This is a genomic window from Gemmatimonadota bacterium (genome assembly GCA_026706345.1).
Taxonomy (GTDB): domain Bacteria; phylum JAAXHH01; class JAAXHH01; order JAAXHH01; family JAAXHH01; genus JAAXHH01.
The window spans coordinates 1-22,593 of the sequence record JAPOYX010000280.1 but is presented as its reverse complement, the minus strand read 5'-3'; the positions used below and the strand labels follow the sequence as shown (position 1 = coordinate 22,593).

Genomic DNA, 22,593 nt, shown 5'->3' with positions numbered 1-22,593 from the left:
GGACCTGCCGGTAGAGCGTCTTGAAATCGTCGTCCCGGAATACGATGAGCCCGTTGCCGTAGATCACGATCTGCGGCGTACGGGAAAGAAAAACTTCGTGCACGGTGGTCGATGCCCGGACCATTTTACGCCAGATGGCCGGGACGCCTTCGGATCCGTGGGCCTCGCCGGCCGCGAAGAGCCCCGCCAGGACGATCAGTAACCAGGAGGCCGGGTTTCTTAGCGTGTCATGGCTTCTTTTCATTTGACCTTCTTCCCGTTTGATACCGATGCGATGCAGTCGTTGCAACCGATCTATGAATGAGGAGAAGCGGAGCTTTCACAAGCAGCGAAAGTGGAGGTGCCCTGCCTGTGGACGCGTTCGGTTTCAGCCGAACAGGCCCCGTCACCGGTACTCGAAACACCGTCGCAGGGATTGAATGACCGGACCGGCGTTCCGGCAGTCATCCGCCCAAACGCTCCGCATGCTTCTCGTAGGTCGACCTGTGCGCGGGATCGATCTTCATGAGCATGTCGTAGACATCCCTGGAAGATGCCGCATCAGGGACTTCCGTGGGTGATTCCGAACTGAATACATCCGCCAGTTGCAGGTAATGGGCGTTCAGGAATTCCTTCAGACGCTCGTCCCGCGGGTTCTTTTCGTGCAGTTCCGCCATGATATCGACGGCCTGGCGGCAAAGCGTCCGGGCCTCCACCAGCTTGTTTTCCTTCTGTGCCGCCAACCCCCGGGAGTATCTGTTCCTGATCAGGCGGTACGGCTTGTATTCATCGGCCAGAATACCGTCGATCAGGTCCAGCCGTTCGTCCCATCCCCGCTGGAATTCGCGGCTGAACCGGCCGTCCAGGGCGATGGCGTTGGCGCGTTGGAAATGGCCGTCGCCTCCGAATTCCGTATACTTGTCCAATTCGTGGCCGATCATGATGTGAACGTAGTAGTCGATCAGCCACGTCAGGCCGTTGAACTGCTGATCGTCGTGCTGGAGCAGATCCTCCCGCTCGTATTCGAACAACCACCACCGGTCCAGGTATTTCAGGTCCGTGCCGCTGTACACGGTCAGGCGCGAGCCGTACTGGGTCTTTACCGCGCTGCCCAGAAAGGCCAGTATCGCTTCGAAACCCACATGCACCGGCTCGGGCAGATCTTCCTCGAGCCAGTCCCATTCCTCGATGTAGTCGGCGAGCGTCAGGGCGAAGTCCGCCATCTGCTCACGGTGCAGGACGGGCAGGGCTTCCAGGTGCACCATGATCTCGGCTTTCACCTGCTGTCCGCAAGCGTCCTGCGGCGAAAACGCCAGCAGGAAGAGCGCCAGCAGGCCAGCCGGTCTCCAGGCGAGTTTCCGGTTTTTCCGGTGTAGCATCGAATCCATGCGCATGCTCCCCAGCACCGGGATTCCCTCTTCGGCCATCTTTCGTCGGAAAGCTAACCGCGGGAAAGCGCCATGTCAAGCCCATCCCACGCGGCCGGAATCTCGGTGCCGCCCTCGGTGCGAACCTTGACACCCGGGTCCCCGGACTGTATTTTTGCCGTCCATAGTGCATGCCGGCCGATTGAGCAACCCGGTGCGGAGGCGGCGGTCAGCCTAGTCAGCCTGACCGGGCTGGCCGGACTGGCCGGACTACGCATCCGATCACCGCTTGTGGACAGGTATATGTTCGAATCCATGGCGCAGACCCTCGCCCGCGAACGCGGGACCATATACAAGAAACCCGGCGGGAAGGCCGTCCGAATCGCCCTGGTATATCCCAATACGTACTACCTGGGCATGTCCAACCTGGGGTTTCAGACGATGTACCGGCACCTGAACGAACGGGACGACGTCGTCTGCGAACGGGCCTTTCTCCCCGAACCTTCCGACCTGGAAGATCTGTCCAGATCCCGCAAGCCGTTGGCTACCCTGGAATCCGGACTGCCGCTCAGCTCATGCGACATCGTGGCTTTCTCCATCTCCTTTGAGAACGATTACCCGAACCTGATCCGTATCCTGGAACTCGCCCGCGTGCCCGTTCTCGCGGGGGAACGGACGCCCTTCGATCCAATCGTGCTAATCGGCGGCGCGATTACCTACATCAACCCCGAGCCGCTGGCGGATTTCGCTGACGCGATGGTCATAGGCGACGGCGAAGAGGCGGCCTACGCCTATATCGACCGCTATATCGGAGATCAGGGTCTGGACCGGAAGTCCCATCTCGCCCGGGCCATGGCGCTGGACGGCATGTACGTCCCGTCCCTGCAGGCGGCTTCCCCGGGTGACCGTGCGGTCCCGCCAACCGACGGGCCCGCCTCGGATGCGGGATGCGACGCCGAGGTGGCCGACGGGCCTGCCGCAGATGCCGGATGCGACGCTGCGCCGGCCGATGGGGCGGCCTCGGATGCCGGATGCGATGCCGAGGCAGCCGAGACGGAACGCGTGTCTGCCGGCCGGATTGCCAAGCAGCAGGTGCGCGTCTTCGAGGACTATCCCGCCCATTCGGCCGTCCTCACGCCCGACACCGAGTTCGGCGACATGCTCCTGATCGAGATCTCCCGCGGGTGTCCTCGCCGGTGCCGTTTCTGCGCCGTGAGCTACGTCTATCCCAAGTTCCGCGCCCTGAAGCCCGCCACCATACTCGACGTGATCCGGTCGAAGAACGCGTCCCTCGCGCGCGACGGGAAGGAGGGATTGAAGGCCGTGGGCCTGGTGAGCTCGGCCATGTGCGACTATCCCTACCTGGACGAACTCTGCGAAGGCCTGGAAGAAACGGGGCTTCGCGTGGGCGTTTCGTCGGTCCGCGTCGACCTGGTGCCGGACAGCCTGCTTCGCCTGATGCTGAAGACGGGGCTGCGCACCATGACCATCGCCCCGGAAGCCGGTTCGGAGCGGCTCCGCAAGGCGATCAACAAGCCCATATCATCGGAAGAGATCCTGACCGGCGCCCGGCGGATTCTCGAGAAGGGCATCAGGCACCTCAAGGTGTACTACATGGTCGGGCTGCCGACGGAAACCGACGCGGACATCGAGGAGCTCATCGAGATGACCCGGCAACTGGCCGGGTTGCAGCGGGAATGCGGAGCGCCGGGCGGGCGGCTGAGGTTGAGCATAAACCCCTTTGTGCCGAAAGCGTTGACACCCTTTCAATGGAGTCCCATGGCGTCTCCGCGGGAGGTCAAGCGCAAGCTGAACCGCATCCGGAAGGCCCTGCGCGGCACGCCGGGGGTGGAGGTCAAGCACGAGAGCCTGAAATCCGCATACTTCGAGGCCATTCTGTCCCGCGGGGGCCGGGAGTTAAGCGCTTTCCTGAGGGAAACCGTGCGGCACGCCGGCGACTGGAAACGCGCCGCGGCGGAGCTGGGAATGGATACCTCGCGCTATCTCGGGGACATGGCGGATCTGCAGGCGCTGCCCTGGGATTTCATTTCCACCGAAAAGGAACATCACCGGCTCCAGTGGGAGTACAGGAAGAGTCACAACCTGCCCTATCGAAAGAGGCAGCAAGCGTCCCGCGCAAGCCGGGCGAATGTAACGCATTCCGTGGTCTGATACCTGAACGCGGAGGCTGGAACCAGTCCATTTATCCCAGTTCGTGGAGGTATAAAGATGTGGAAATCGGGCCTATCGACGGCCGCCCTTTGCCTGCTGTTTTTCGCCGTGTCCTGCGGCGAATCGTCCGAACAACCCCGAAACACCGGAGAGCCCGCAAACATGATGATTATCGAAACCAGCCTGGGCACGATAAAGTGCGAACTGTATCCGGACAAGACGCCCACGACCGTGGACGTCATCGCGGGCCTGGCCGAAGGTACCCGGGAGTGGACTCACCCGGAAACCCGCGAGACCATGGCCGGCACACCTTATTACGACGGTTTGATCTTTCACCGGGTCATTCCGAATTTCATGATACAGACCGGCGATCCGCTCGGTACCGGCTTCGGCGGTCCCGGTTTCGAGTTCGACGATGAACTCCGTGAAGACCTGCGCTTCGACCAGCCCGGCCGGCTGGCCATGGCGCACCGCGGCCCCAATACGAATGGCGGACAGATCTTCATCACGGTGGCGCCAACGCCTCATCTCGACATGGTTCATACCATCTTCGGCCAGGTCGTGGAGGGACAGGACGTGGCCGTCGCCATATCGGAGGTGCCCGCAGATCAGTCGCGGCCCCGTGAAGAGGTCAGCATCATCAAGGTGACCATGGTCAGAGGGGAGGGCGAGTAAATTGATGAAGTTGATCCGCAGCACGACGACGGCCGCCATGCTGGCGGTTCTCATTGCCCTGGCCCCCGCGATCCCGGCCGGTACGCCCGTTCAGTCGGGTGAAGGCGCGCAGCCGGCATCCGGCGAACTGGCCGCCCAGTCCCTTGGACCCGGCACGTACGCCGTATTCAATACCAACATGGGCGTGATCATCTGCAAGTTGTTCGACAGGCTGACGCCCGTCACCGTCGATAATTTCATCGGCCTTGCCGAAGGCACAAGGACCTTCAAGGATCCGAGGACCGGACAGGAGACGAAGCGCCCGTATTTCGACGGGACCCTCTTTCACCGGGTCATTCCGAATTTCATGATCCAGGGCGGCGACCCGACGGGTACGGGTCAGGGCGGACCAGGATACAATATCAAGGGCGAAATCCGGGGCTCGCTCAAATTCGACCGGCCGGGGCGCCTGGCGATGGCGAACGCGGGGTCTCCGGATACCGCGGGCAGCCAGTTCTTCATCACCCACGGTCCGAAATCGTATCTGGACGGGGGGTATACCATTTTCGGCCAGGTCATGGAGGGACAGGAAGTGGTAAACGCCATCGGCCGGGTGCAGACGCGAGGCGACCGGCCCATCTTCAATGTCGTGCTGGAAAAGCTGATCATTGAACGGGTTCCATGAAGGCGCCCGCTTCAAAGGCGCTCGCGTCGGCATGTCTGATCGCCTTTGCGCTGGTCCTCTTGCCATCCGAACTGCGGGCCTTTGAACCGCCCGCGCCTTCTTTAAACGCCTTCCTTGCGGGCCTGGAACAGCGTATGCCGCAGCCGGTTCCCGACGAGCTGAGGCCCTTCGCGGGCGACTCCACGGCCCTTCGGCTGGACGCGGCGGACGTGACAGGCCTGTTGACGGCCGCGGAGCAGGATACGCTCACGCTGATGCGGGTCAACGTGATCCTGGGTCGGTGGGTCGCCGAAGGCAACGTGCCTGTCTACGCTTCCGGCGAGGCCGTCGACGAAGCCCTGGCTGCGGGGTTTTCGCTGGGTCTGACCTTTCCGCTCAATCACGTCGCATACCTTTTCTTCGTACCTGATTCGTCGAAATCGGGCGATTTCCTGGTCCACATCCGTGCGCTCTACGACATGAACTACACGTTCCGCTTCGACCGGGACATCCTGGATGCCGACGTGATCATCCACGGCGCGGAGACGGCGTATGCCGATGACGGCGGTCCCCGGACCGGCTACCTGGTGACGCAGGAACTGTATGACGACTTGGCGTGGGCGCGATTTACCAACATCGAGGGGATATCGGGACGGAAGCGGGGCGTAGCGGGATTCTTCCAGCGGATTCTCTTCTTCATACCGAAGACCCTGGACGGCGTGGAACTCTGGGACGGTCACCTGAAGATCAAGGCCTTCGTGGACCAGACCATCGACGATTTCGAACGCCTCGAACGCTACCAGGTCCGTCGTTAGTCTTTCTGTCCGGCGTGTGCGGACCGTGCGGACCGTTGCCCGCCAAGCGGGATGCGCCGGGCGAACACGTACCAGCGTTAATGGTCCTGCCCGGCGTGTGCGGACCGTGCGGACCGTTGCCCGCCAAGCGGGATGCGCCGGGCGAACACGTACCAGCGTTAATGGTCCTGCCCGGCGTGTGCGGACCGTGCGGACCGTTGCCCGCCAAGCGGGATGCGCCGGGCGAACACGTACCAGAACCCTACGATCAGAATACCCGCCGTGCCTGCCATGAAGGCCACCAGGCGAGCGGCCAGGGCATCCAGCAGGAGGCCCGTCCCCAGGGTCGAAATGGAGAAGGCCAGGGTGAACAGCCCATGGTCCGCGGCAAACACCCGGCCCCGGTAGTCTTCGTCCACCACAAGCTGCAGTCCAAGAGAAGAATACACCCACATCACCATGCTGCCCGTGGCGGCCAGGATGATGCATGCCGCCGCCAGCCAGATGGACGGGGCCTGCGAAAACAGGATGAAGAAGGCGCCGTAGCCGATCAGCCCGACCAGGATGCCCGTCCTCAACTGACCCAACCGGATCGTGTCGAAGAACTTGATGAATACGGCGCCCAGGAGCGTGCCCAGGCCCCGGGCCGTGTACAGGATGGCGATACCCGTGTCGCCCGCGCGGTAGATCTGCCCGCCGAACACGGCGTAGAGCAGGACGGCGCCGCCGCCGGCGAGGCCCCAGGTCGCCTTGCCCGGCAGATAGACCCGCGTGGGCCGGTCGCGCCCGATGTACTTCATGCCCTCGATGAAATCCGACAGGAACCGCACCGGCTGTCCTGCGCCGGACGCGGCGGGTATGGCGATCCGGGCGACAAAGAACGCCGATACCAGGAAGCTGAGGGCGTTCAACTGGAAAGCGGCGGACCGGCCCAGGTGATCGGCCACGAGCCCGCCGACGGCGGAGCCGATGGTCAGCATGGCGGCCCAGGTCGTGCTGGACAGCGCGTTGGCTGCCAGCAGCGCCTTGCCCCGGGCGATGCTCGGCAGCGCGGCCGTGCGGGTGACGTCGAAGAAGGGCTGGAGACCGGACAGCAGCGCCATGAAGAGGTACAGCATCCAGACGTCGTCCGCCGTTTCGACCAGCAGGAATCCGAGGGCCACCACGGCCCGCAGGATATCGGCGGAGATCATCACCCGCTTGCGGTCGTACCGCTCCGCGACGACGCCGGCCAACGGCGTCATCAGAAAGGGGGGCAGCATCTGGCAGATCGTGACGATGCCGAGGGCGAGCCCGGAGCCCGTGAGGGCCAGGGTGAGGCCCAGCACGGCGATCGTATTGAACCAGTCCCCGGCGTTGGATACCACCTGCGACAGCCACACGAACCGATAGGTCCGGTTCTCCCTGAGCAGCCGGGTGTATGAGAGGGACGAACCTGTTCGAGTCGTCAAAAGCCGGACCTGAAGGTTGGGGGACGCGGGACCGATTTACGGGTTTTTAGTTACAGGCGGGCGGGAGGGATGTCAAGGAGGACAGGCCGGCAGCCGCGTCCGCACGCTTGACAAGGCCGGTCGGCGCGGTTACCCGAGCGATCGGCGCTTCCGTCCGCACGGGCGGCAGGGATAGAGCGGTACGTTCGTCCGCACGCTTGACAAGGCCGGTCGGCGCGGTTACCCTTCCTTTATATCCATTCATTGGATCAAGCGGTGGGATTTGTTACAGGAGACCCGGGATGAGCAAGCTGAAGTCGATCATGCACAACCGGACACACGGTCACCTGGGGGAAACGCGGCGTGACTGCACCGACTGCGTCCACGTTATGCCCGGCATGCACGGAGACGAGGTGACCTGCGAGATCTACACCTTCAAGTTCGAGGCCTACAAGGTCCCGAGGCGAAGCTCCCTCTCGCCCTCCTTCGCGAACGACTGCGGATTCTATCAGGCCATGACGCCGGTGCAGAAGGCGGAATCCGAGCGGAAATTCAGGGAGTTCTACAAGCGGCTCAAGTGAGTCGGTGCGGAATCCCGAAGTGCGCGGTACCGGAAATTCGTTGCTGAAGCAACAGCCGCGCGGCTGTTGCTCGCTGAAGGCCATTCGGACCGCGCCGACTGTGCGGATCGCTACTCGTTCATGGACTTGAGGAAATCCACGTTCGTCGTCGTCCGCGACAGGCGCTCGGTCATCAGTTCCATGGCTTCCACCGGTCCCAGGCCGTCCAGGAACTTCCGCAGGATTTTCACCTTGCCCAGGATGTCCGGTTCCAGCAGCAGCTCCGCCTTCCGGGTGGAGGACGCGCTCAGGTCGATGGCCGGGAATATCCACCGGTTCGCCAGCTTGCGGCTGAGCTCCAGTTCCATGTTGCCCGTACCCTTGAATTCCTCGAAGATGCCTTCGTCCATGCGGCTGCCCGTCTCGATCAGCGCCGTGGCCACGATCGTCAGGCTCCCGCCTTCCTCGATGTTGCGCGCCGCGCCGAAAAAGCGCCGCGGTTTCTGAAGGGCGTTGGCGTCGATACCGCCGGACAGGATCTTGCCGCTGTGGGGCGTCACCGCGTTGTGGGCCCGCGCGAGGCGGGTGATGCTGTCGAGCAGGATGACCACGTCCCGGCCGTGTTCCACCAGCCGCTTCGCCTTTTCCAGGACCATGTCCGAGACCGCCACGTGGCGCTCCGGCGGCTCGTCGAAGGTCGAGCTGATCACCTCGCCCTGCACCGACCGTTCCATGTCGGTCACCTCTTCAGGCCGTTCGTCGATGAGCAGGACCATGAGCACCACCTCGGGGTGATTGTCCGTGATGGCGTTGGCGATCTCCTGCAGCAGCATGGTCTTGCCGGCCTTCGGCGGCGAAACGATCAACCCGCGCTGTCCCTTGCCTATGGGGGTCAGCAGGTCCATGACCCGCGTCGGCAGCTTGTCCTTCAGGTATTCGAGCTGGAACCGTTCCAGCGGATAGATGGGCGTCAGGTTGTCGAAGAGCGTCCTTTCCTTGCTCGCCTCGGGATTCTCGAAATTGACCGTATCCACCCGCAGGAGCGCGAAGAAGCGTTCCCCGTCTTTCGGCGGACGGATTTGTCCGGATATGGTGTCCCCGGTACGCAGGTCGAAGCGCTTGACCTGGGACGGCGCCACGTAGATGTCGTCGGGGCCGTGCAGGTAGCTGTAGTCCGGAGACCGGAGAAACCCGCAGCGGTTGTCCGGCAGCACCTCGAGTACGCCCTCGCCGAAGATCACGCCTTCTTTCTCCGTCTGCGCCTGGAGAATGCTGAAGATCAGTTCCTGTTTCCGCAAGCCCGTGTAGCTCTGCAGATCGAGCTCCTGGGCGATGGAATACAGGTCCGGGAGCGTCTTGGTCTTAAGTTCCAGAATGTGCATGCTTCCTTCCCTTGGTGAAAAGGTATGGTGAACTCCCGCCGTCCGGGCGTTCCTCAAGGCACCGATTCCCGGGCGCGTCGTGGGGAGTGTATTTACTGGCAGACTGGGTTGTGAACATTATGTGCGGCGGAAACGGCGGATCGCGAACGGGTCGTTTCCGGTAGTCAGGCCTGGGCGTGTCGCGTCTGGAGACGCGCGGTTGTGCTGGTTCTGGTTATGCCATCAGGATACGGGCAAACGAAACTTACCTTGGTGATGGAGTAATCCCGTAGAATGCGGTACCGGCCGTCATGAATCTATTCTAAGGAAGATCCGGCTTTCCATTGAGGAATCAATCAGGGGAACTTGCAAGGGTTCGGGCTGCCGCCGTGACGGCGACACGGCTAAATATACGGGTAAATCTCGTCGTGTCAAGGGCCATGGCTACTTTTTTTTCACGGCCGCGCACGCCGTGCTGCCCGCTGCAGTGTGGTTTACGCGTTCATCTTGGGGTCGAGAGCGTCCCGGAGCCCGTCGCCCATCAGCTGGAATCCGAGCATGGTGAGGGCGATCATGATGGCGGGAAAGGTCGCCAGGTGCCAGTAGGATCGGATATAGTTGGCGTTCTCCCCGACCATCTGCCCCCAGCTCGGCGTGGGCGGACTGATGCCGATGCCGATGAAGCTCAGTCCGGCCTCCGCGAAGATGGCCGACGGGATGCCCAGGGCAAGGGCCACGATCAGCGGCGTCAGGCTGTTCGGCAGGATGTGGGTGACGACGATGCGCAGGTGGCTGCCGCCCATGGCCTTGGCCGCCCGGACGAATTCCTTTTCCTTCAAAGACAGAATCTGCCCCCTGAGGAGACGGCATACCCCTACCCATCCGGTTACCCCGATGGCGATGAAGATGTTGAACAGTCCGGCCCCCAGCCACGACATGATCAGGATGATGAAGAGCAGGCCCGGAAAGGCCGACATGATGTCGACCCCCCGCATGATGACGCTGTCCACGCGGCCCCCCGCGTACCCGGCGAGGGCGCCCAGGGGGACGCCGATGGCGAAGATGATGGCCTGTACGAGGACGCCCACCGTCATGGAGATCTCGGCGCCGTAGATGACCCGGCTGAAGAGGTCGCGGCCCAGGCCGTCCGTGCCGAAGGGATACATCCAGGACGGTTCCTGCCAGGCGACCAGGAAGTTCTGCTTGGTATAGTGCAGAGGCGCGATCCAGGGCGCGAGCAGCGCCGTGTTGCTCAGCAGCAGGACCAGGAAGAGTCCCACCAGGGACAGCTTGTTTCGGGAAAACCGCCGGGTGGCGTCCGCCCAGAGCCCGCTGTCGTGTTTCTTGAAGTACCGGTAGGCACGCGGCCAGAGCAGGGTGAACTCCGTGGCCAGCGTGACGCGGAAGATCAGTCCCGCCCAGGAGAAGAAGGGCTCGAGGCCGTCCCAGCTCAGGGATTCCGACAGGCTCTCGGGGATGTCTTCCGTGCCGTATGGGTACTGGTCCATCCATGGGCCGAGCAGCCACCACGCCGCGAGCACGGCACCCGCGCTCACGGCGGCGAATAGCGATTTACGCTGGACAGCCCGGTGACAGAAGGACGCCCATCGCCCGGTTTCGTTCTTCCGGCCCAGGCGGTACATGCGGGGCAGGTAGAGCAGCAACTGGATCGCCAGGGCGATCCGCCCCACCTCGAGGATCATGGTGTCCCAGCTCCATCCCAGGACGGCGCCCAGGACCCAGACGATGCCGACTTCGCCCGTTGTGCCGATCGGATCCATGCTTAATCCTTCCGATACCGAATGCGGGGGTCCACCAGTGCGTACATGAGGTCCGTGATGACGTAGATCACGACGATAAGCGACGACCAGAGCAGGGCCGTGGACATGATCATGGGGTAGTCCCGGGCGAATACGCTTGTGGTGAAGTACCGCCCCAGGCCGGGGATCCGGAAGATCGTCTCGATGAAGAAGGACCCGGTGATCAGGTTGGCCATCATCGGTCCCGCGATGGTCAGCAGGGGGATCAGGGCGTTCTTGAACACGTGCACCACCACGACCGAGAACTCGGTGAGGCCCTTGGCCCGGGCGGTGCGCACGTAGTCGGCCCGGATGGCCTCGATCATGTTCGACCGGGTATATCTCGCCACCACGGCCATGTCCCCGAGCGACAACGCAATCACAGGCATGACCCAGTCCTTGGGCGAATTCCAGCCCCCCGTTTCAAACAGGTGCAACCAGAGCGAGAACACGACGGTCAGGCCCACGGCCACGACGAAACTGGGCGTGACGATGCTGAATACCGCCGTGAGCGAGGCGACGTAATCGATCCAGGTGTTCTGGTACACCGCCGCGAGAATGCCCAGCAGCAGTCCGCCGGTCAGGGCCACGACCAGGGCCATGCTGCCCAGGTGGACGGACACGGGCCAGGCCTGCGCGATGAGTTCCTGGCAGGTCTTGCTCTGGTGCTGGAAGGAGTAGCCGAAGTCGCCCCGTACGACGTTGCTCACCCAGGAGATGTATTGTATGTGCAGCGGCTGATCGAGATTGTACTTCCGCATCAGGTTGGCGCGCACCTCGGGCGTGAGCGGTATGCCGCCGGTCTCGCCGCCCGCGTCGAAGGGACCGCCGGGCACGGCGTGCATGATGGAGAAGGTGATGACCGAGACGGCGAAGAGTACGGGGAAGATCCAGAGTATGCGGCGGATCAGGTACCGGAAGCCCAGGTTCAGTCCGAGGAGAAAGATGCTGGTTACCGCAAGCATGATCAGCGTGCGGATCAGCATGACGTTCAGGGAGTCGGTGCCCCACACCGCCAGGCCCACGGTGGCCAGGGCGATGGCCCGCCCGGCCAGGTCCGGCACGCGAAACCGCCGCATCAGGGTGGACGCGGCGACGAAAAGGAGGAGCCAGAGCGCCGCGAGGGCGGTTTTGAACACGCCGAGCTGCGGGGCCGCGACGGCCAGGGCGACGATGGTGATCAGCGTCTGGACGCCCTTGACGAAGGTCGCGTCAAGCTTGCGCCGGCTACCCCAGTAACCCGCGGCCAGGACGAGCAGCAGCCACAGGACGCCAATGATCCCTAGTACGGGCATCCGATCGTCTGATCCTTTGCTTGATTGGGGTGGTTACATGCGAAACCGCGGTCCGAAGGATGAGGAAAGCGCCGGCAGGGGCGAGCCCGTCCGCAAATCGCGTCGCCAACGGAGCATGGCCCCGCCGAACGCCAGACAACCTACAGTCCCGAGGTGATTCTGTCAACGTATTTAGGTGTTTCCGGCAGGGGAAAAACCTGTTGATTCGAGGGGCCGTTTTGTTGTTTCATAGGGAACATGGACTACCTGCTCAGTGGATTTCAGGAAGCGGTCCGATTACTGCTCACGGGCGAGTCCGGCGTGTACGGCATCGTCGGCGTTTCGGTTTTCGTCGCGGTGTCCGCGATCCTGCTGGCCTCCGTCATGGGACTGCCTGCGGGCTACTTCCTCGCGACCCACCGGTTTCGCGGACAGCGGCTGGTTACCACGGTGCTCAATACGCTGCTGGCCATGCCGACCGTGGTGATCGGCCTCTTCGTCTACGCCATGATCTCCCGGCGCGGCCCCCTGGGGTTTCTCGAGCTGTTGTATACGCCGAAGGCCATGATCATCGGCGAGACCATCCTCGCCCTGCCCATCGTGGCCGCCTTCACCCTTTCGGCCTTCCGCGCCGTCGATTCCCGGATCACGGAGACGGCCCTGACGCTGGGCGCCACGACGGCCCAGACGGCCCGCACGCTGATTTCGGAGGCCCGGTTCGGCATCATGGCCGCGGTGGTCGCCGCCTTCGGGCGGGTCATCGCCGAGGTAGGCGCGGCCATGATGCTGGGCGGCAACATCAAGGGGAGCACGCGGACCATGACGACGGCGATCGCCCTCGAGAGCAGCAAGGGGGAATTCGGCCTGGCCATCGCCCTCGGCATCATCCTGCTGCTCACGGCCTTCGGCGCGAACATACTCTTTCACTGGCTGCAGGGGTTCGACGACTGATGGCCGATCCGATCATCGTGGTCGAGAACCTGGCGCACCGTTACGCTTCCGGGTTTCATCTGCGGGTGAGCCGCCTCGCCCTGTCCCCCGGAAGAACCTACGCCGTTTACGGCACGAACGGATCGGGCAAGACGACGCTCCTGAACATGCTCGCCCTGCTGACGCTGCCGCAGGAAGGCCGGATCCTCTTCGAAGGCCGGCCCGTGCACGGCGCCGATCCGGCCCGCGGCCGCCGGTACCGCCGCCGCGTCACGCTGCTCATGCAGCACGTGTACCTGTTCCGGTCCACCGTGTTCGAGAACGTGGCGTCCGGGCTGCGATTCCGCGGCATGGCGAAGGAGGCCATCGAAGAACGCGTGACCGGCATGCTCGGCAAGGTAGGCCTCCGGGAGTTCGCCCACCGGCCCGCCCACAGCCTGTCGGGCGGAGAAGCCCAGCGCGCGGGACTGGCCCGGGCCCTGGTCACCGAACCCGACGTCCTGCTGCTCGACGAACCCACGGCCAGCGTGGACGCGGCCCATGGGCGGCAGATCGAAGAGATACTCCGGGAAACGTGCCGTCAGCGGTGCATGACCGTGGTACTCTCGACGCACCAGTACGAGCAGGCCCGCCGCATCGCCGATGAAGTACTCATCATGCGCGACGGCCGCATGCTCGAAGCCGGTCCGGAGAATGTGTTCAAGGGGCACGTAGCGGATACCGCGGACGGTCCGGTCGTCCGGCTGGAGAACGGCGTGACGTTGCGCACGGATGCGGCTGCGCGTGGAACGGTCCACATCGCCATAGCGCCGGACGCGGTCCGGTTGTCCCGGCTGCCCCTTCCCCCGGACGCCGCGAATATACTCGAAGGCGTCGTCTCCGCCGCGGCGGTGGACGGGGACCGCATTCGCCTGGACCTGGACGCGGGCCTGCGCCTTACCGTCCACGTGGCGCGGAACTCCTTCGCCGAATTGGGCCTGACCGTCGGGGATACCGTGTACGCGGCCGTCGAGGCGTCGGCGGTCCTGGCAACGTAACTGCCGGGGATACCTTGTACGCGGCCGTCGAGGCGTCGGCGGTCCTGGCAACGTAACTGCCGGGGATACCTTGTACGCGGCCGTCGAGGCGTCGGCGGTCCTGGCAACGTAACTGCCGGGGATACCTTGTACGCGGCCGTCGAGGCGTCGGCCGTCCGGGTAACGTAACTGCCGGGGATACCTTGTACGCGGCCGTCGAGGCGTCGGCCGTCCGGGTAACGTAACTGCCGGGGATACCTTGTACGCGGCCGTCGAGGCGTCGGCCGTCCGGGTAACGTAACTGCCGGGGATACCTTGTACGCGGCCGTCGAGGCGTCGGCCGTCCGGGTAACGTAGTGCGTCGCGATTTCCTGGCGCAGGTCGGGACCTGACATCTCGTTTAAGGAAATCCGAATCCTTTTCCAACAATGCGTCCTTTTCAATGCATGGACAAACGACGGAGGGATCAATGACCACCCGGTATTCCAAACGCCTGGTCATGGGCAAGGACGAGTTGCAGATGGACGGCAAGTACCTGTCCACGCTCCGGGAAGCCAACGAACTGCTGGACGACGCGGAAGCCCTGCGGGAACGCATGGCCGAGGACGGCTACCTGCTCATCCGCGGTCTCCACGATCCGGATAAGGTCCGGGAAGCCCGCAGGGTCGCGCTGGAGAATCTCCACGCCAACGACCAGATCGACCCGGACTACCCCCTCGACCTGGGCGTCGCGGCCCCCGGCAAGCGCGGGGCCTTCTTCGGCGGCGCCAAGCGGGTGACCCATACAGACGAATTCCTCGCCGTGGTCAATTCCCCCGAAATCATGGGGTTCTTCGAAAGGTTCCTGGGAGGTCCCGTCCTCACCTTCGATTACAAGTGGCTCCGGGCCGTGGGGCCGGGAGACAACACGGGGGCGCACTACGACATGGTTTACATGGGCCGCGGCACGCCGAACCTGTACACGGTCTGGACGCCCCTGGACGACGTCACCTACGACATGGGACCCCTGGTCATCCTGGCCGGTTCCCACCAGTTCGAGGCCGTCAAGGAGACCTACGGCCAGATGGACGTGGACCGGGACCACGTGACGGGCCACTTCACCAACGAGCCCATCGTGATGGTCGACCAGTACGGGGGGCAGTGGCAGACGAGCGAATTCAGAATGGGCGACGTGATCGTCCTCGGCATGTACACCATGCACGGTTCCATCAACAATGCGTCGAACCGGTACCGGATCAGCACCGATACCCGCTACCAGCTGGCCAGCGAACCCGTCGACCACCGGTGGGTCGGCGAGAATCCCATCGCCCATTATGCGTGGACCCAGGGTAAGACCGTTTCCATGGAGGAGATGCGGCGGAAGTGGAAGGTCTAGGGAAACGCGACGTGCGTAAAACGAAAACCATACCCGGTTTCCTGGTCGGCCTGGCCGGTCTGGCCGGCCTGGCGCTGCTGTGCGGCATCTCCGCCTGCCAGACGTCGGGCGTCCGCGAGCGTGTGGAGATCCTGGCGGAACCGATCGGCGACGATCAGGTGGCCGCGGTGGTCGACTCCCTGCGTATCAGGAAGACCATCACCGACCTGGTGTCCTTCGGCTCCCGCGTGGCCGGCTACCCCGGGGCCACCGAGGCAGCGTACTTCCTGGCCGACCGCATGCGGGAAATCGGCCTCGAGGACGTGGAGATGGAGGAATTCGTCTCGTCCGTCCCCCTGGACGAGGGCGGCGAACTGACCATCCTCGACTCCACGACCCTGGAAACCCGGTCGATTCCCCTCTACGCATTGTGGCCCAACCTCGTCCGCACTTCCACGACGCCTCCGGGCGGCATCACGGGGAAACTCCACTACATCGGCAACGGCGAATGGGAGGATTTCAACGGGATCGATCCAGCCGGCGCCGTCTTCCTGATGGACTTCAACTCCGGCGTCAACTGGCAGCGGGCGGCCCTGTTGGGCGGCAGCGCCGTGATCTTCGCGGAGCCCGACCACACCACGCGGGTCGACGGGGAGGAAAAGCACCTCCAGGTTCCCCTCGACTTCCCCCGGTTCTGGATGAAAAAGGGGGCGGCCCGGCCCCTGATCGAATACCTGGAAGCCCACGGCGCCATAAACGTCCGGGCAAGAGGACGCATGACCTGGAAACGCCTCCCGGCCTACAACGTATTCGGCAGGATCACGGGTACGCACCCGGTGCTGAAGGAGGAGGTCATCGTACTGGAGTCCTACTACGACTCCATTTCCTCCGTGCCGGCCGTATCCCCCGGCGCGAACCAGGCGTCCGGCGTGGCCGCGCTTCTGGAAATGGCCCGTTACTTCGCCGCTCATCCTCCCGCGCGCACGGTGCTGATCCTGGCGACCTCGGGCCACTTCATGTCGCTCAGCGGGATTAACGATTTTTCCTACCGTCACGCACGCATTTCCAGCCACTTCGCGGACAAGCTCGAGGATCCCATCAACATCAAGCTCTTCGCGGGCATCGACCTGTCCAGCGCCCGGGACCAGATCGGGGTCATCTACTCCGGTGTCCTCTTCGGGGGTGATTCCTTCGAGAAACAGCGGTTCTTCACGCCCTTCGGACGCACCTTCATGGGCTATGCGGAAGACGTCATCCGGCGGGGCGCTTTCCCGCCCGGCGCCCTCGTGAACGTGATCTCTCCGTCGCAGGGCCACCGGACCGCGGGGTTCTTTCCCGCCGGCAACATCGCCCTGGACGCCGAACTGGTCTTCTGGATGGGGCTGCCCGCCCTGTCCTTCGCCACCGTGTTCGACGTCCGCGAGTTCGTGGATACGCCCATCGACGACCTCGACCGGGTCAATTTCCACAACGTGTACACGCAGGCCGTTCTGCTGACCGAGCTGTTCGGCCGCGGCGTCAACGACCCCCGCCTGTTCCCGGATTTCAAGATGCAGCTCGAAGACCGCTTCGTGAACGGCCGCATCCGGGTCGTGGAATTCGATCCCAGGGAGGATTACATCCCGAGCAAACCCAAGCCCGGCGCCGTGGTCCGGTTCCGCCGCTACAACAAGACCATCAGCGGCGTGAAGAACGAGATCTTCGTGGTGGCGGACAGCGCCGGCGTGGCCGAATGCACCGAACTGGAGGCGGGCCGCACCTACCCGACGGAAGGCTACGTCATGGACCCCGAAACGGGAGAGATCATCTACGCGCCGGACCGGGGCCCCTACGGCGAAGGCGCCTACCCCCTCGAAATCACCATGGACTGGGTGGACAAGGAGAAACCCACGGTGGTCTTCCGGTCGGAGGCGACCAATATCTACGACCTGGTGGATCCGCGGTTCCTGACGCGGCTCAACGAGGCCGTGGTGCTGAACGAATCGGGCAATCCGCCCCTCGAATGGGGCCTGACCTTCCAGGAGGGCGCGTGGACAACGGGGTTTTCCTACGAAGAAGACACTGCCGTGGTCTTCATGCCGCCGGAGAGCCGGTTCAAGGTCACCATGTCCACCGGCCTGTTCGGCCGCCGCCTGGTCCTGACCAACGCGGACGAAAACAACCCCGAGGGCATCGGGTTCGATTCGGGGATCGGCGCCATTCCCCTTACCTCGTACCAGGTCGCGAAGGACATGTGGCACCTGGACGAGACGCGGATCAACGCGCTCAAGTCCGTCGGCGTGAACAATACCCGGCTCGATGACTTCCACCGGGAGGCGGGACGCCTGCTGGACCAGGCCGAAGCCGCCCGCCAGAGTCTGCAATGGGACCGCTTCGTCAAGCACGCCCGCGCCGCGTGGGGATACGAGTCCCGCGCCTATCCCGACGCGACGGGAACGGCCAACGACGTCGTGAAGGGCGTCCTGTTCTACATGGTGCTGGTGATCCCCTTCGCCTACGCCCTGGAACGTCTGCTCTTCGGTTTCGCCAACGTGTACAAGCGCATCGCCACCACCTTCGGCATCTTCCTGGCCGCCTACGGGGTGCTGCGGTTCACCCATCCGGCCTTCCAGATCACCACGGCGCCCGATATCGTGCTCCTCGCCTTCATCACCTTTGCCCTGGCGGCCGTGGTCATCTGGCTCATATCGGGACGGTTCAGCCAGACCATGCGCGAGGTAAGGCAGGACCACCGAACCGTGCAGGCCACCGACGTGCGGCGTTCGAGCGCCCTGGCCACGGCCTTCGCCCTGGGTATCGGCAACATGCGCAAGCGCAAGGCCCGGACGCTGCTGACCTGCGCCACCCTGGTGCTCCTGGTGTTTACCGTGCTTTCCTTCACCTCCGTGCAGACCTTTCTCCGGCTGCAGAAGGTGAGCCAGGACACGGAGGCCGCCTATACCGGAATGCTCGTGCGGAATCCTAACTGGGCGCCGCTCCAGAAGCAGACTCACGAGTACGTGCTCTCCGAATTCGGGTCTTCGGAAGCCGAAGACCAGGGTATCCAGATCGTTTCCAGGACGTGGTATTCCGGGAACCTTCCCGGAGACCAGACCTTCGTCAAGATCGACCGGACGGGCGCGGACGGAACGCCCAGGTCCACCTATGCCTCGGCCATGCTGGGCCTGCTTCCCGGTGAAGGTGAGGTGAGCGGCCTCGACCGCGCGCTGACGTCGGGAAGATGGTTCTCCGCGGACGAGACCGACGTATGCATCATTCCGACGCAGATGGCCGAACTCCTGGGCATGACCGAAGAAGACACGGGCCGGTCGGAAATCCAGATCTTCGGCAAGCCCTACCGGGTGATCGGCATGTTCGACGCGGCCGTCATGGAAGGGATCACCGACCTGGACGGAGAGCCGCTGACGCCGGTCGACTATACGGCGACAGGCCACGACCTGCTCACGGAACTCGCCCTCATGGACTACGACGAGGAACCGGTTCAAATGGCGCGGTTTGAGCACATGCCGGCCGCCAATATCATCCTGGCGCCGCAGGCCTTCGTGAACGACCTCGGCGGCACGCTCCGCTCCGTGGCGGTCCGTTTTCCCACGGACGAAGCCGCCCGCGACCGGATCGAGCGCTTCATGCAGCGCCTGGGCATACCGGTGGTGGCCGCCGTCGAAGGCGAGGTCGCCGTATACAGCGCCATGTCCCTGAGTTCCCTGTCCGGCCTGGGCAACCTGTTCATCCCCATGGTCGTCGCCGCGCTCATCATCCTGAATACCATGATGAACGCCGTCTACGAGCGCTTCAGCGAGATCGGGGTGTACAGCGCCGTGGGCCTGGCGCCGGCCCATATCGGCGCGCTCTTCATGGCCGAGGCGGCCATGTACGCCGTCATCGGGGGCATGTCCGGCTACCTGATCGGACAGACCGTGGCCCGGGGCATCACGGAGTACCAGCTGCTGGCGGGCCTGACCCTGAACTACTCCTCCCTTTCTGCCGTGGCCTCCACGGCCATGGTCATGGCGGTGGTCATGCTCTCGACGATCTACCCGGCCGGCAAGGCGTCCCAGATGGCCGTGCCCGACGTGAAGCGGCAGTGGTCCTTCCCCGAACCCGACGGCGACAACTGGAGTTTCGAGTTTCCCTTCACCATCAGCCGCACGGAGACGCTGGGCCTCTACGCCTACCTGACGCGGTTCTTCGAGTCATACGGCGAGAGCACGCTGGGGAACTTCATGACAGACGAGGTGGTCCTGACGGGCACCGGCGAGGAGGCCGTGGTGACGTACATGATCGAGATGAAGACCTGGCTGGCGCCCTACGACACGGGCGTCAGCCAGCGGGTGGCCCTGAGCGCGGCGCCCGCGGAGCAGGAACACGACCTGTACGCGGTATGGGTGGATATACACCGGGAAAGCGGAGACGTGGACTCCTGGCAGCGGCTGAACCGGCGTTTCCTGAACACCCTCCGCAAGCAGTTTCTCGTCTGGCGCACCGTGGACCAGGAGGTCAAGAAGGTCTACGCCGAAGAAGGGCGGGAGATGATGGCGGTCGGGGGAGGCGCGGGAGGCGCGTCGGCGTCCTGAGCGTGGCCGAATCCGGCGGACTCGTGACTGCCCGTAATGGAAGCGCCGGGAGAGCAAGCGATTTGAGCGCGGTCTTAACTGTGACCCGGATCGTCAGATGAGCGAATCGGCTGCGCAGGATACGATCAAGGCTTGAGTACGGAGAAAGCCATGAAAGGTGACGGCTCCGGAGGCTCCGGAGGCCCTTGGCTCAAAACACTGATGGGCCAGAACGTCCGGGTCATGACCCCGGGCGCCGCCACGGAGGGCCGCGTGACAGTCATCGAGGCCGTCGAACCGCCCCACAGTCCACCGCCCGTATTCACCCGGCACGCCTTCATCGAAATGTTCCTGGTCGTCCGCGGCGTCTTGACTTTCCAGTTTCTCCATGAAAGCGCTTTCGTTTTGGAATCCGGCCAGATGGTCACGGTGCCGGGATGGAAGCCTCATTCGTTTTGGAACGACGGTGATGATCCTGCCCGGATCATGCTGATCTGCACACCCGCCGGCCTGGACCGCTTCTTCGAGGCTTCCGACCGGCTGTTGCGGCGCTTACCGCCGGACACGTCCGATCCCGAGGAGTTGAAAGCGGAGATGGATCGGCTGCGGGAAGAGTTTGGGCTTGAGCACGTGGCACCGGCGCCGGTGTGACGATGTCTGCGGTGCCAGATGTGCGGTCCTACCAGATAGCCTTCTCGTAGAAACTGCGGAGTACGTTGTCCGAAGTCACAAGCGGGCAGTTGTGTAGAGAAGCCGTGGCTACGATCGTCCGGTCGACAGGATCCCGGTGATTCCAATCCAGTTGTAGATTCCTGATCCAGGTACTCAGATCCACAGGCAGTATTTCCACCCGATTGGTTTGTTCCAGGTTTTCCAGGTATTCCCCGCCGGAAAGTGGCAGTACAAGCCTGCCCCGTTCTACTTTGATGCCGATCTCCCAGATCGATATCGAACTGACGCCTACGCGGCCGGCCTGTGCGATTGTCTGTTCGGCAGTCCTGGACAGGCGGCCGGGATCCAATGTCCAGAATATCAGTGAGGACGTATCCAGTACGACCATTACACTTCATCCCATTCGTCGGTGGTGGGCGTGTTGATGTCCTCTTGGTAGACAACTTTCCCACGTAGTTTCTCGAACACCCTGTCAACCGGTTGCTTTGTTCCAATGGGCCGAATGCGCAGAACAGGACGCCGGTTGTGCGTCACGATCAGCTCTTCGCCCGATTCCTCGATTTCCCTGAAGACCTGGAGCATGTTGGCCTTGAGCTTGCTTTTTGAGATAGTCGGCATGTGGTCCTCGGACAGTATCAAATGACTATGGTCATGTCTATGGTCATATATAAGACATCGTCCTGCAAACGTCAAGTCAGTTTATCGCCTCATTCGAAGAAATACCTGATTTGTCCGTTTGCCATTTCTCCAGTCAAAAAGTTAAGTCTTCTTGCAGTTAAGCCGTTGACTTTCGACGTCCCGACGTCTATAATTCTAATATGGCAAATGATCATGAACGATATGCTCCAGGGCAAGTAAGGGACGCCATAATACGAGTAATGCGGCTTTCTTCGGAAGCTTTGTCGGCGAAGCAAGTTGCTGAAAGAGTCGCGAAGGTCGAAGGACATATGCCAGAGTCTTCCATAAGATCCTATCTGCGCCTTAACACTCCATCAATGTTTGTAAGGGAAAGAAGAGGAATCTACCGACTCAAAGACGATTATGACAGCAGTTTGCAACGAACGATACTTGGCAATACAGAGTTGGAGACACCTTACAGAATTGGAAATGCCACGTTAGTTCACGGTGACTGTTTAGACTGGCTGGATGCACGAGAAGATAGCTCTATACATGCTATAGTCACAGATCCACCCTACGGTCTGCAGGAATACTCGAGGAAAGAACAGTCGAAGCTCAGAACCAGGAAGGGAGGAGTCTGGAGAATACCGCCTTCATTTGACGGTAACGTCCGGTCGCCACTACCCAGATTTACAACTCTAACTGATGGACAGAAGCTGTATCTCCGTGAGTTTTTCTTTATCTGGACCCGGCTCCTGTTACCCAAGCTGGTACCGGGCGCCAATGTTGTTGTTGCTTCTAATCCTCTTCTTTCCCATATCGTTGCAGGCGCTATTGCAGACGCGGGTCTTGAAAGGAGGGGTGAAATCGTAAGGTTGGTGATGACTATGCGAGGTGGCGACCGGCCAAAGGCGGCGCACGATGAATTCGAAGGGGTCAGTGTACTCCCAAGATCCATGTGGGAGCCCTGGTTGCTATTTCGTAGGCCTATCGAAGGAAGGGTTCAGGATAATCTGCGTAAATGGCGAACTGGAGGTTTTCGTCGACCGAATAGCTTTAAACCCTTTGGAGATGTGATCCGATCTTCTCCGACTAGGAAGAATGAAAGAGCTATCGCGCCACATCCAAGCTTAAAGCCACAAGCATTCATGCGAATGTTGGTAAGAGGCGTGCTTCCTCTTGGGGAGGGCGTAGTAGTTGACACTTTCGCAGGAGCCGGTTCTACGCTAGCCGCAGCGGAAGCAGTGGGATATGAGTCAGTTGGAATTGAGAAGGACTCGCTGTATTTCAAAGTGGCAAAAGAAGCAGTCCAATCGCTTTCTGAACTATGATTGCGCACGCAAAATAATCAAGAGTTACAAGTTTTTGTATACCCAGTTCTCGCGGAATCTCGCCA

General features: G+C 62.5%; 19 protein-coding genes. 11 read left to right on the top strand and 8 right to left on the bottom strand.

Annotated elements, in window-relative coordinates:
* Both OXG98_19545 and OXG98_19540 read right to left on the bottom strand, forming a co-directional pair.
* Positions 1-244 (bottom strand): hypothetical protein (locus tag OXG98_19545; GenBank protein ID MCY3774205.1); only part of this gene is annotated, 244 nt, incomplete at its 3' end.
* 199 nt (positions 245-443) lie between these two features.
* Positions 444-1,367, bottom strand: a complete 924-nt coding sequence (locus tag OXG98_19540) for a DUF4835 family protein (GenBank protein ID MCY3774204.1) — start codon at positions 1,365-1,367, stop codon at positions 444-446.
* Positions 1,368-1,439: 72 nt separating this feature from the next.
* On the opposite strand from OXG98_19540, the gene OXG98_19535 reads away from it, so the two are divergent.
* From OXG98_19535 to OXG98_19520, 4 genes are all read left to right on the top strand, one after another.
* Positions 1,440-3,518, top strand: coding sequence for a radical SAM protein (locus OXG98_19535; protein MCY3774203.1), 2,079 nt, complete (start codon positions 1,440-1,442; stop codon positions 3,516-3,518).
* A 162-nt stretch (positions 3,519-3,680) separates the two neighbouring features.
* A complete protein-coding gene (locus tag OXG98_19530) occupies positions 3,681-4,193 on the top strand; it encodes a peptidylprolyl isomerase (GenBank protein ID MCY3774202.1) in 513 nt (170 codons plus the stop codon).
* Positions 4,194-4,197: 4 nt separating this feature from the next.
* Positions 4,198-4,857, top strand: a complete 660-nt coding sequence (locus OXG98_19525) for a peptidylprolyl isomerase (protein ID MCY3774201.1) — start codon at positions 4,198-4,200, stop codon at positions 4,855-4,857.
* Positions 4,854-5,651, top strand: coding sequence for a hypothetical protein (locus OXG98_19520; GenBank protein ID MCY3774200.1), 798 nt, complete (start codon positions 4,854-4,856; stop codon positions 5,649-5,651). Before OXG98_19525 ends, OXG98_19520 begins: the two co-directional genes overlap by 4 nt.
* A gap of 158 nt (positions 5,652-5,809) precedes the next feature.
* Here the strand turns inward: OXG98_19520 and OXG98_19515 are convergent, their stop codons facing one another.
* On the bottom strand, positions 5,810-7,081 hold the full coding sequence (locus tag OXG98_19515) for an MFS transporter (protein ID MCY3774199.1): 1,272 nt from the start codon (positions 7,079-7,081) through the stop codon (positions 5,810-5,812).
* A 281-nt stretch (positions 7,082-7,362) separates the two neighbouring features.
* On the opposite strand from OXG98_19515, the gene OXG98_19510 reads away from it, so the two are divergent.
* Complete coding sequence (locus OXG98_19510; protein ID MCY3774198.1) at positions 7,363-7,641, top strand: hypothetical protein; 279 nt, start codon at positions 7,363-7,365, stop codon at positions 7,639-7,641.
* A gap of 110 nt (positions 7,642-7,751) precedes the next feature.
* On the opposite strand, the gene rho is transcribed toward OXG98_19510, so the two are convergent.
* The 3 genes from rho to OXG98_19495 all read right to left on the bottom strand — a co-directional run bounded on the left by rho (position 7,752) and on the right by OXG98_19495 (position 12,075).
* Positions 7,752-9,002: a transcription termination factor Rho gene (gene rho, locus OXG98_19505; GenBank protein MCY3774197.1), complete on the bottom strand. Its 1,251-nt coding sequence runs from the start codon at positions 9,000-9,002 to the stop codon at positions 7,752-7,754.
* Between the two features lie 473 nt (positions 9,003-9,475).
* Positions 9,476-10,762, bottom strand: a complete 1,287-nt coding sequence (locus OXG98_19500) for an ABC transporter permease (GenBank protein ID MCY3774196.1) — start codon at positions 10,760-10,762, stop codon at positions 9,476-9,478.
* Positions 10,763-10,764: 2 nt separating this feature from the next.
* Entirely contained in the window at positions 10,765-12,075 is a 1,311-nt protein-coding gene (locus OXG98_19495; GenBank protein MCY3774195.1) for an ABC transporter permease, read from the bottom strand.
* Between the two features lie 237 nt (positions 12,076-12,312).
* On the opposite strand from OXG98_19495, the gene OXG98_19490 reads away from it, so the two are divergent.
* The 5 genes from OXG98_19490 to OXG98_19470 all read left to right on the top strand — a co-directional run bounded on the left by OXG98_19490 (position 12,313) and on the right by OXG98_19470 (position 20,558).
* Entirely contained in the window at positions 12,313-13,005 is a 693-nt protein-coding gene (locus OXG98_19490; GenBank protein ID MCY3774194.1) for an ABC transporter permease, read from the top strand.
* On the top strand, positions 13,005-14,021 hold the full coding sequence (locus tag OXG98_19485) for an ATP-binding cassette domain-containing protein (GenBank protein MCY3774193.1): 1,017 nt from the start codon (positions 13,005-13,007) through the stop codon (positions 14,019-14,021). The genes OXG98_19490 and OXG98_19485 overlap by 1 nt, the downstream gene beginning before the upstream one ends.
* 448 nt (positions 14,022-14,469) lie before the next feature.
* Positions 14,470-15,375 (top strand): phytanoyl-CoA dioxygenase family protein, encoded by a 906-nt coding sequence (locus OXG98_19480; GenBank protein MCY3774192.1) that lies wholly within the window; start codon positions 14,470-14,472, stop codon positions 15,373-15,375.
* Positions 15,376-15,386: 11 nt separating this feature from the next.
* On the top strand, positions 15,387-19,928 hold the full coding sequence (locus OXG98_19475; protein ID MCY3774191.1) for a M28 family peptidase: 4,542 nt from the start codon (positions 15,387-15,389) through the stop codon (positions 19,926-19,928).
* A 150-nt stretch (positions 19,929-20,078) separates the two neighbouring features.
* Complete coding sequence (locus tag OXG98_19470) at positions 20,079-20,558, top strand: cupin domain-containing protein (GenBank protein ID MCY3774190.1); 480 nt, start codon at positions 20,079-20,081, stop codon at positions 20,556-20,558.
* A gap of 28 nt (positions 20,559-20,586) precedes the next feature.
* On the opposite strand, the gene OXG98_19465 is transcribed toward OXG98_19470, so the two are convergent.
* Together OXG98_19465 and OXG98_19460 are read right to left on the bottom strand one after the other, a co-directional pair.
* Entirely contained in the window at positions 20,587-20,967 is a 381-nt protein-coding gene (locus OXG98_19465; GenBank protein MCY3774189.1) for a type II toxin-antitoxin system VapC family toxin, read from the bottom strand.
* Positions 20,967-21,197 carry a prevent-host-death protein gene (locus OXG98_19460; protein ID MCY3774188.1) on the bottom strand — a complete coding sequence of 77 codons (231 nt, stop codon included), beginning with the start codon at positions 21,195-21,197 and terminating at the stop codon, positions 20,967-20,969. Before OXG98_19460 ends, OXG98_19465 begins: the two co-directional genes overlap by 1 nt.
* A gap of 200 nt (positions 21,198-21,397) precedes the next feature.
* Here OXG98_19460 and OXG98_19455 point away from each other — a divergent pair, with 200 nt between their 5' ends.
* Entirely contained in the window at positions 21,398-22,528 is a 1,131-nt protein-coding gene (locus OXG98_19455; GenBank protein MCY3774187.1) for a DNA methyltransferase, read from the top strand.
* Positions 22,529-22,593: the final 65 nt, after the last annotated feature.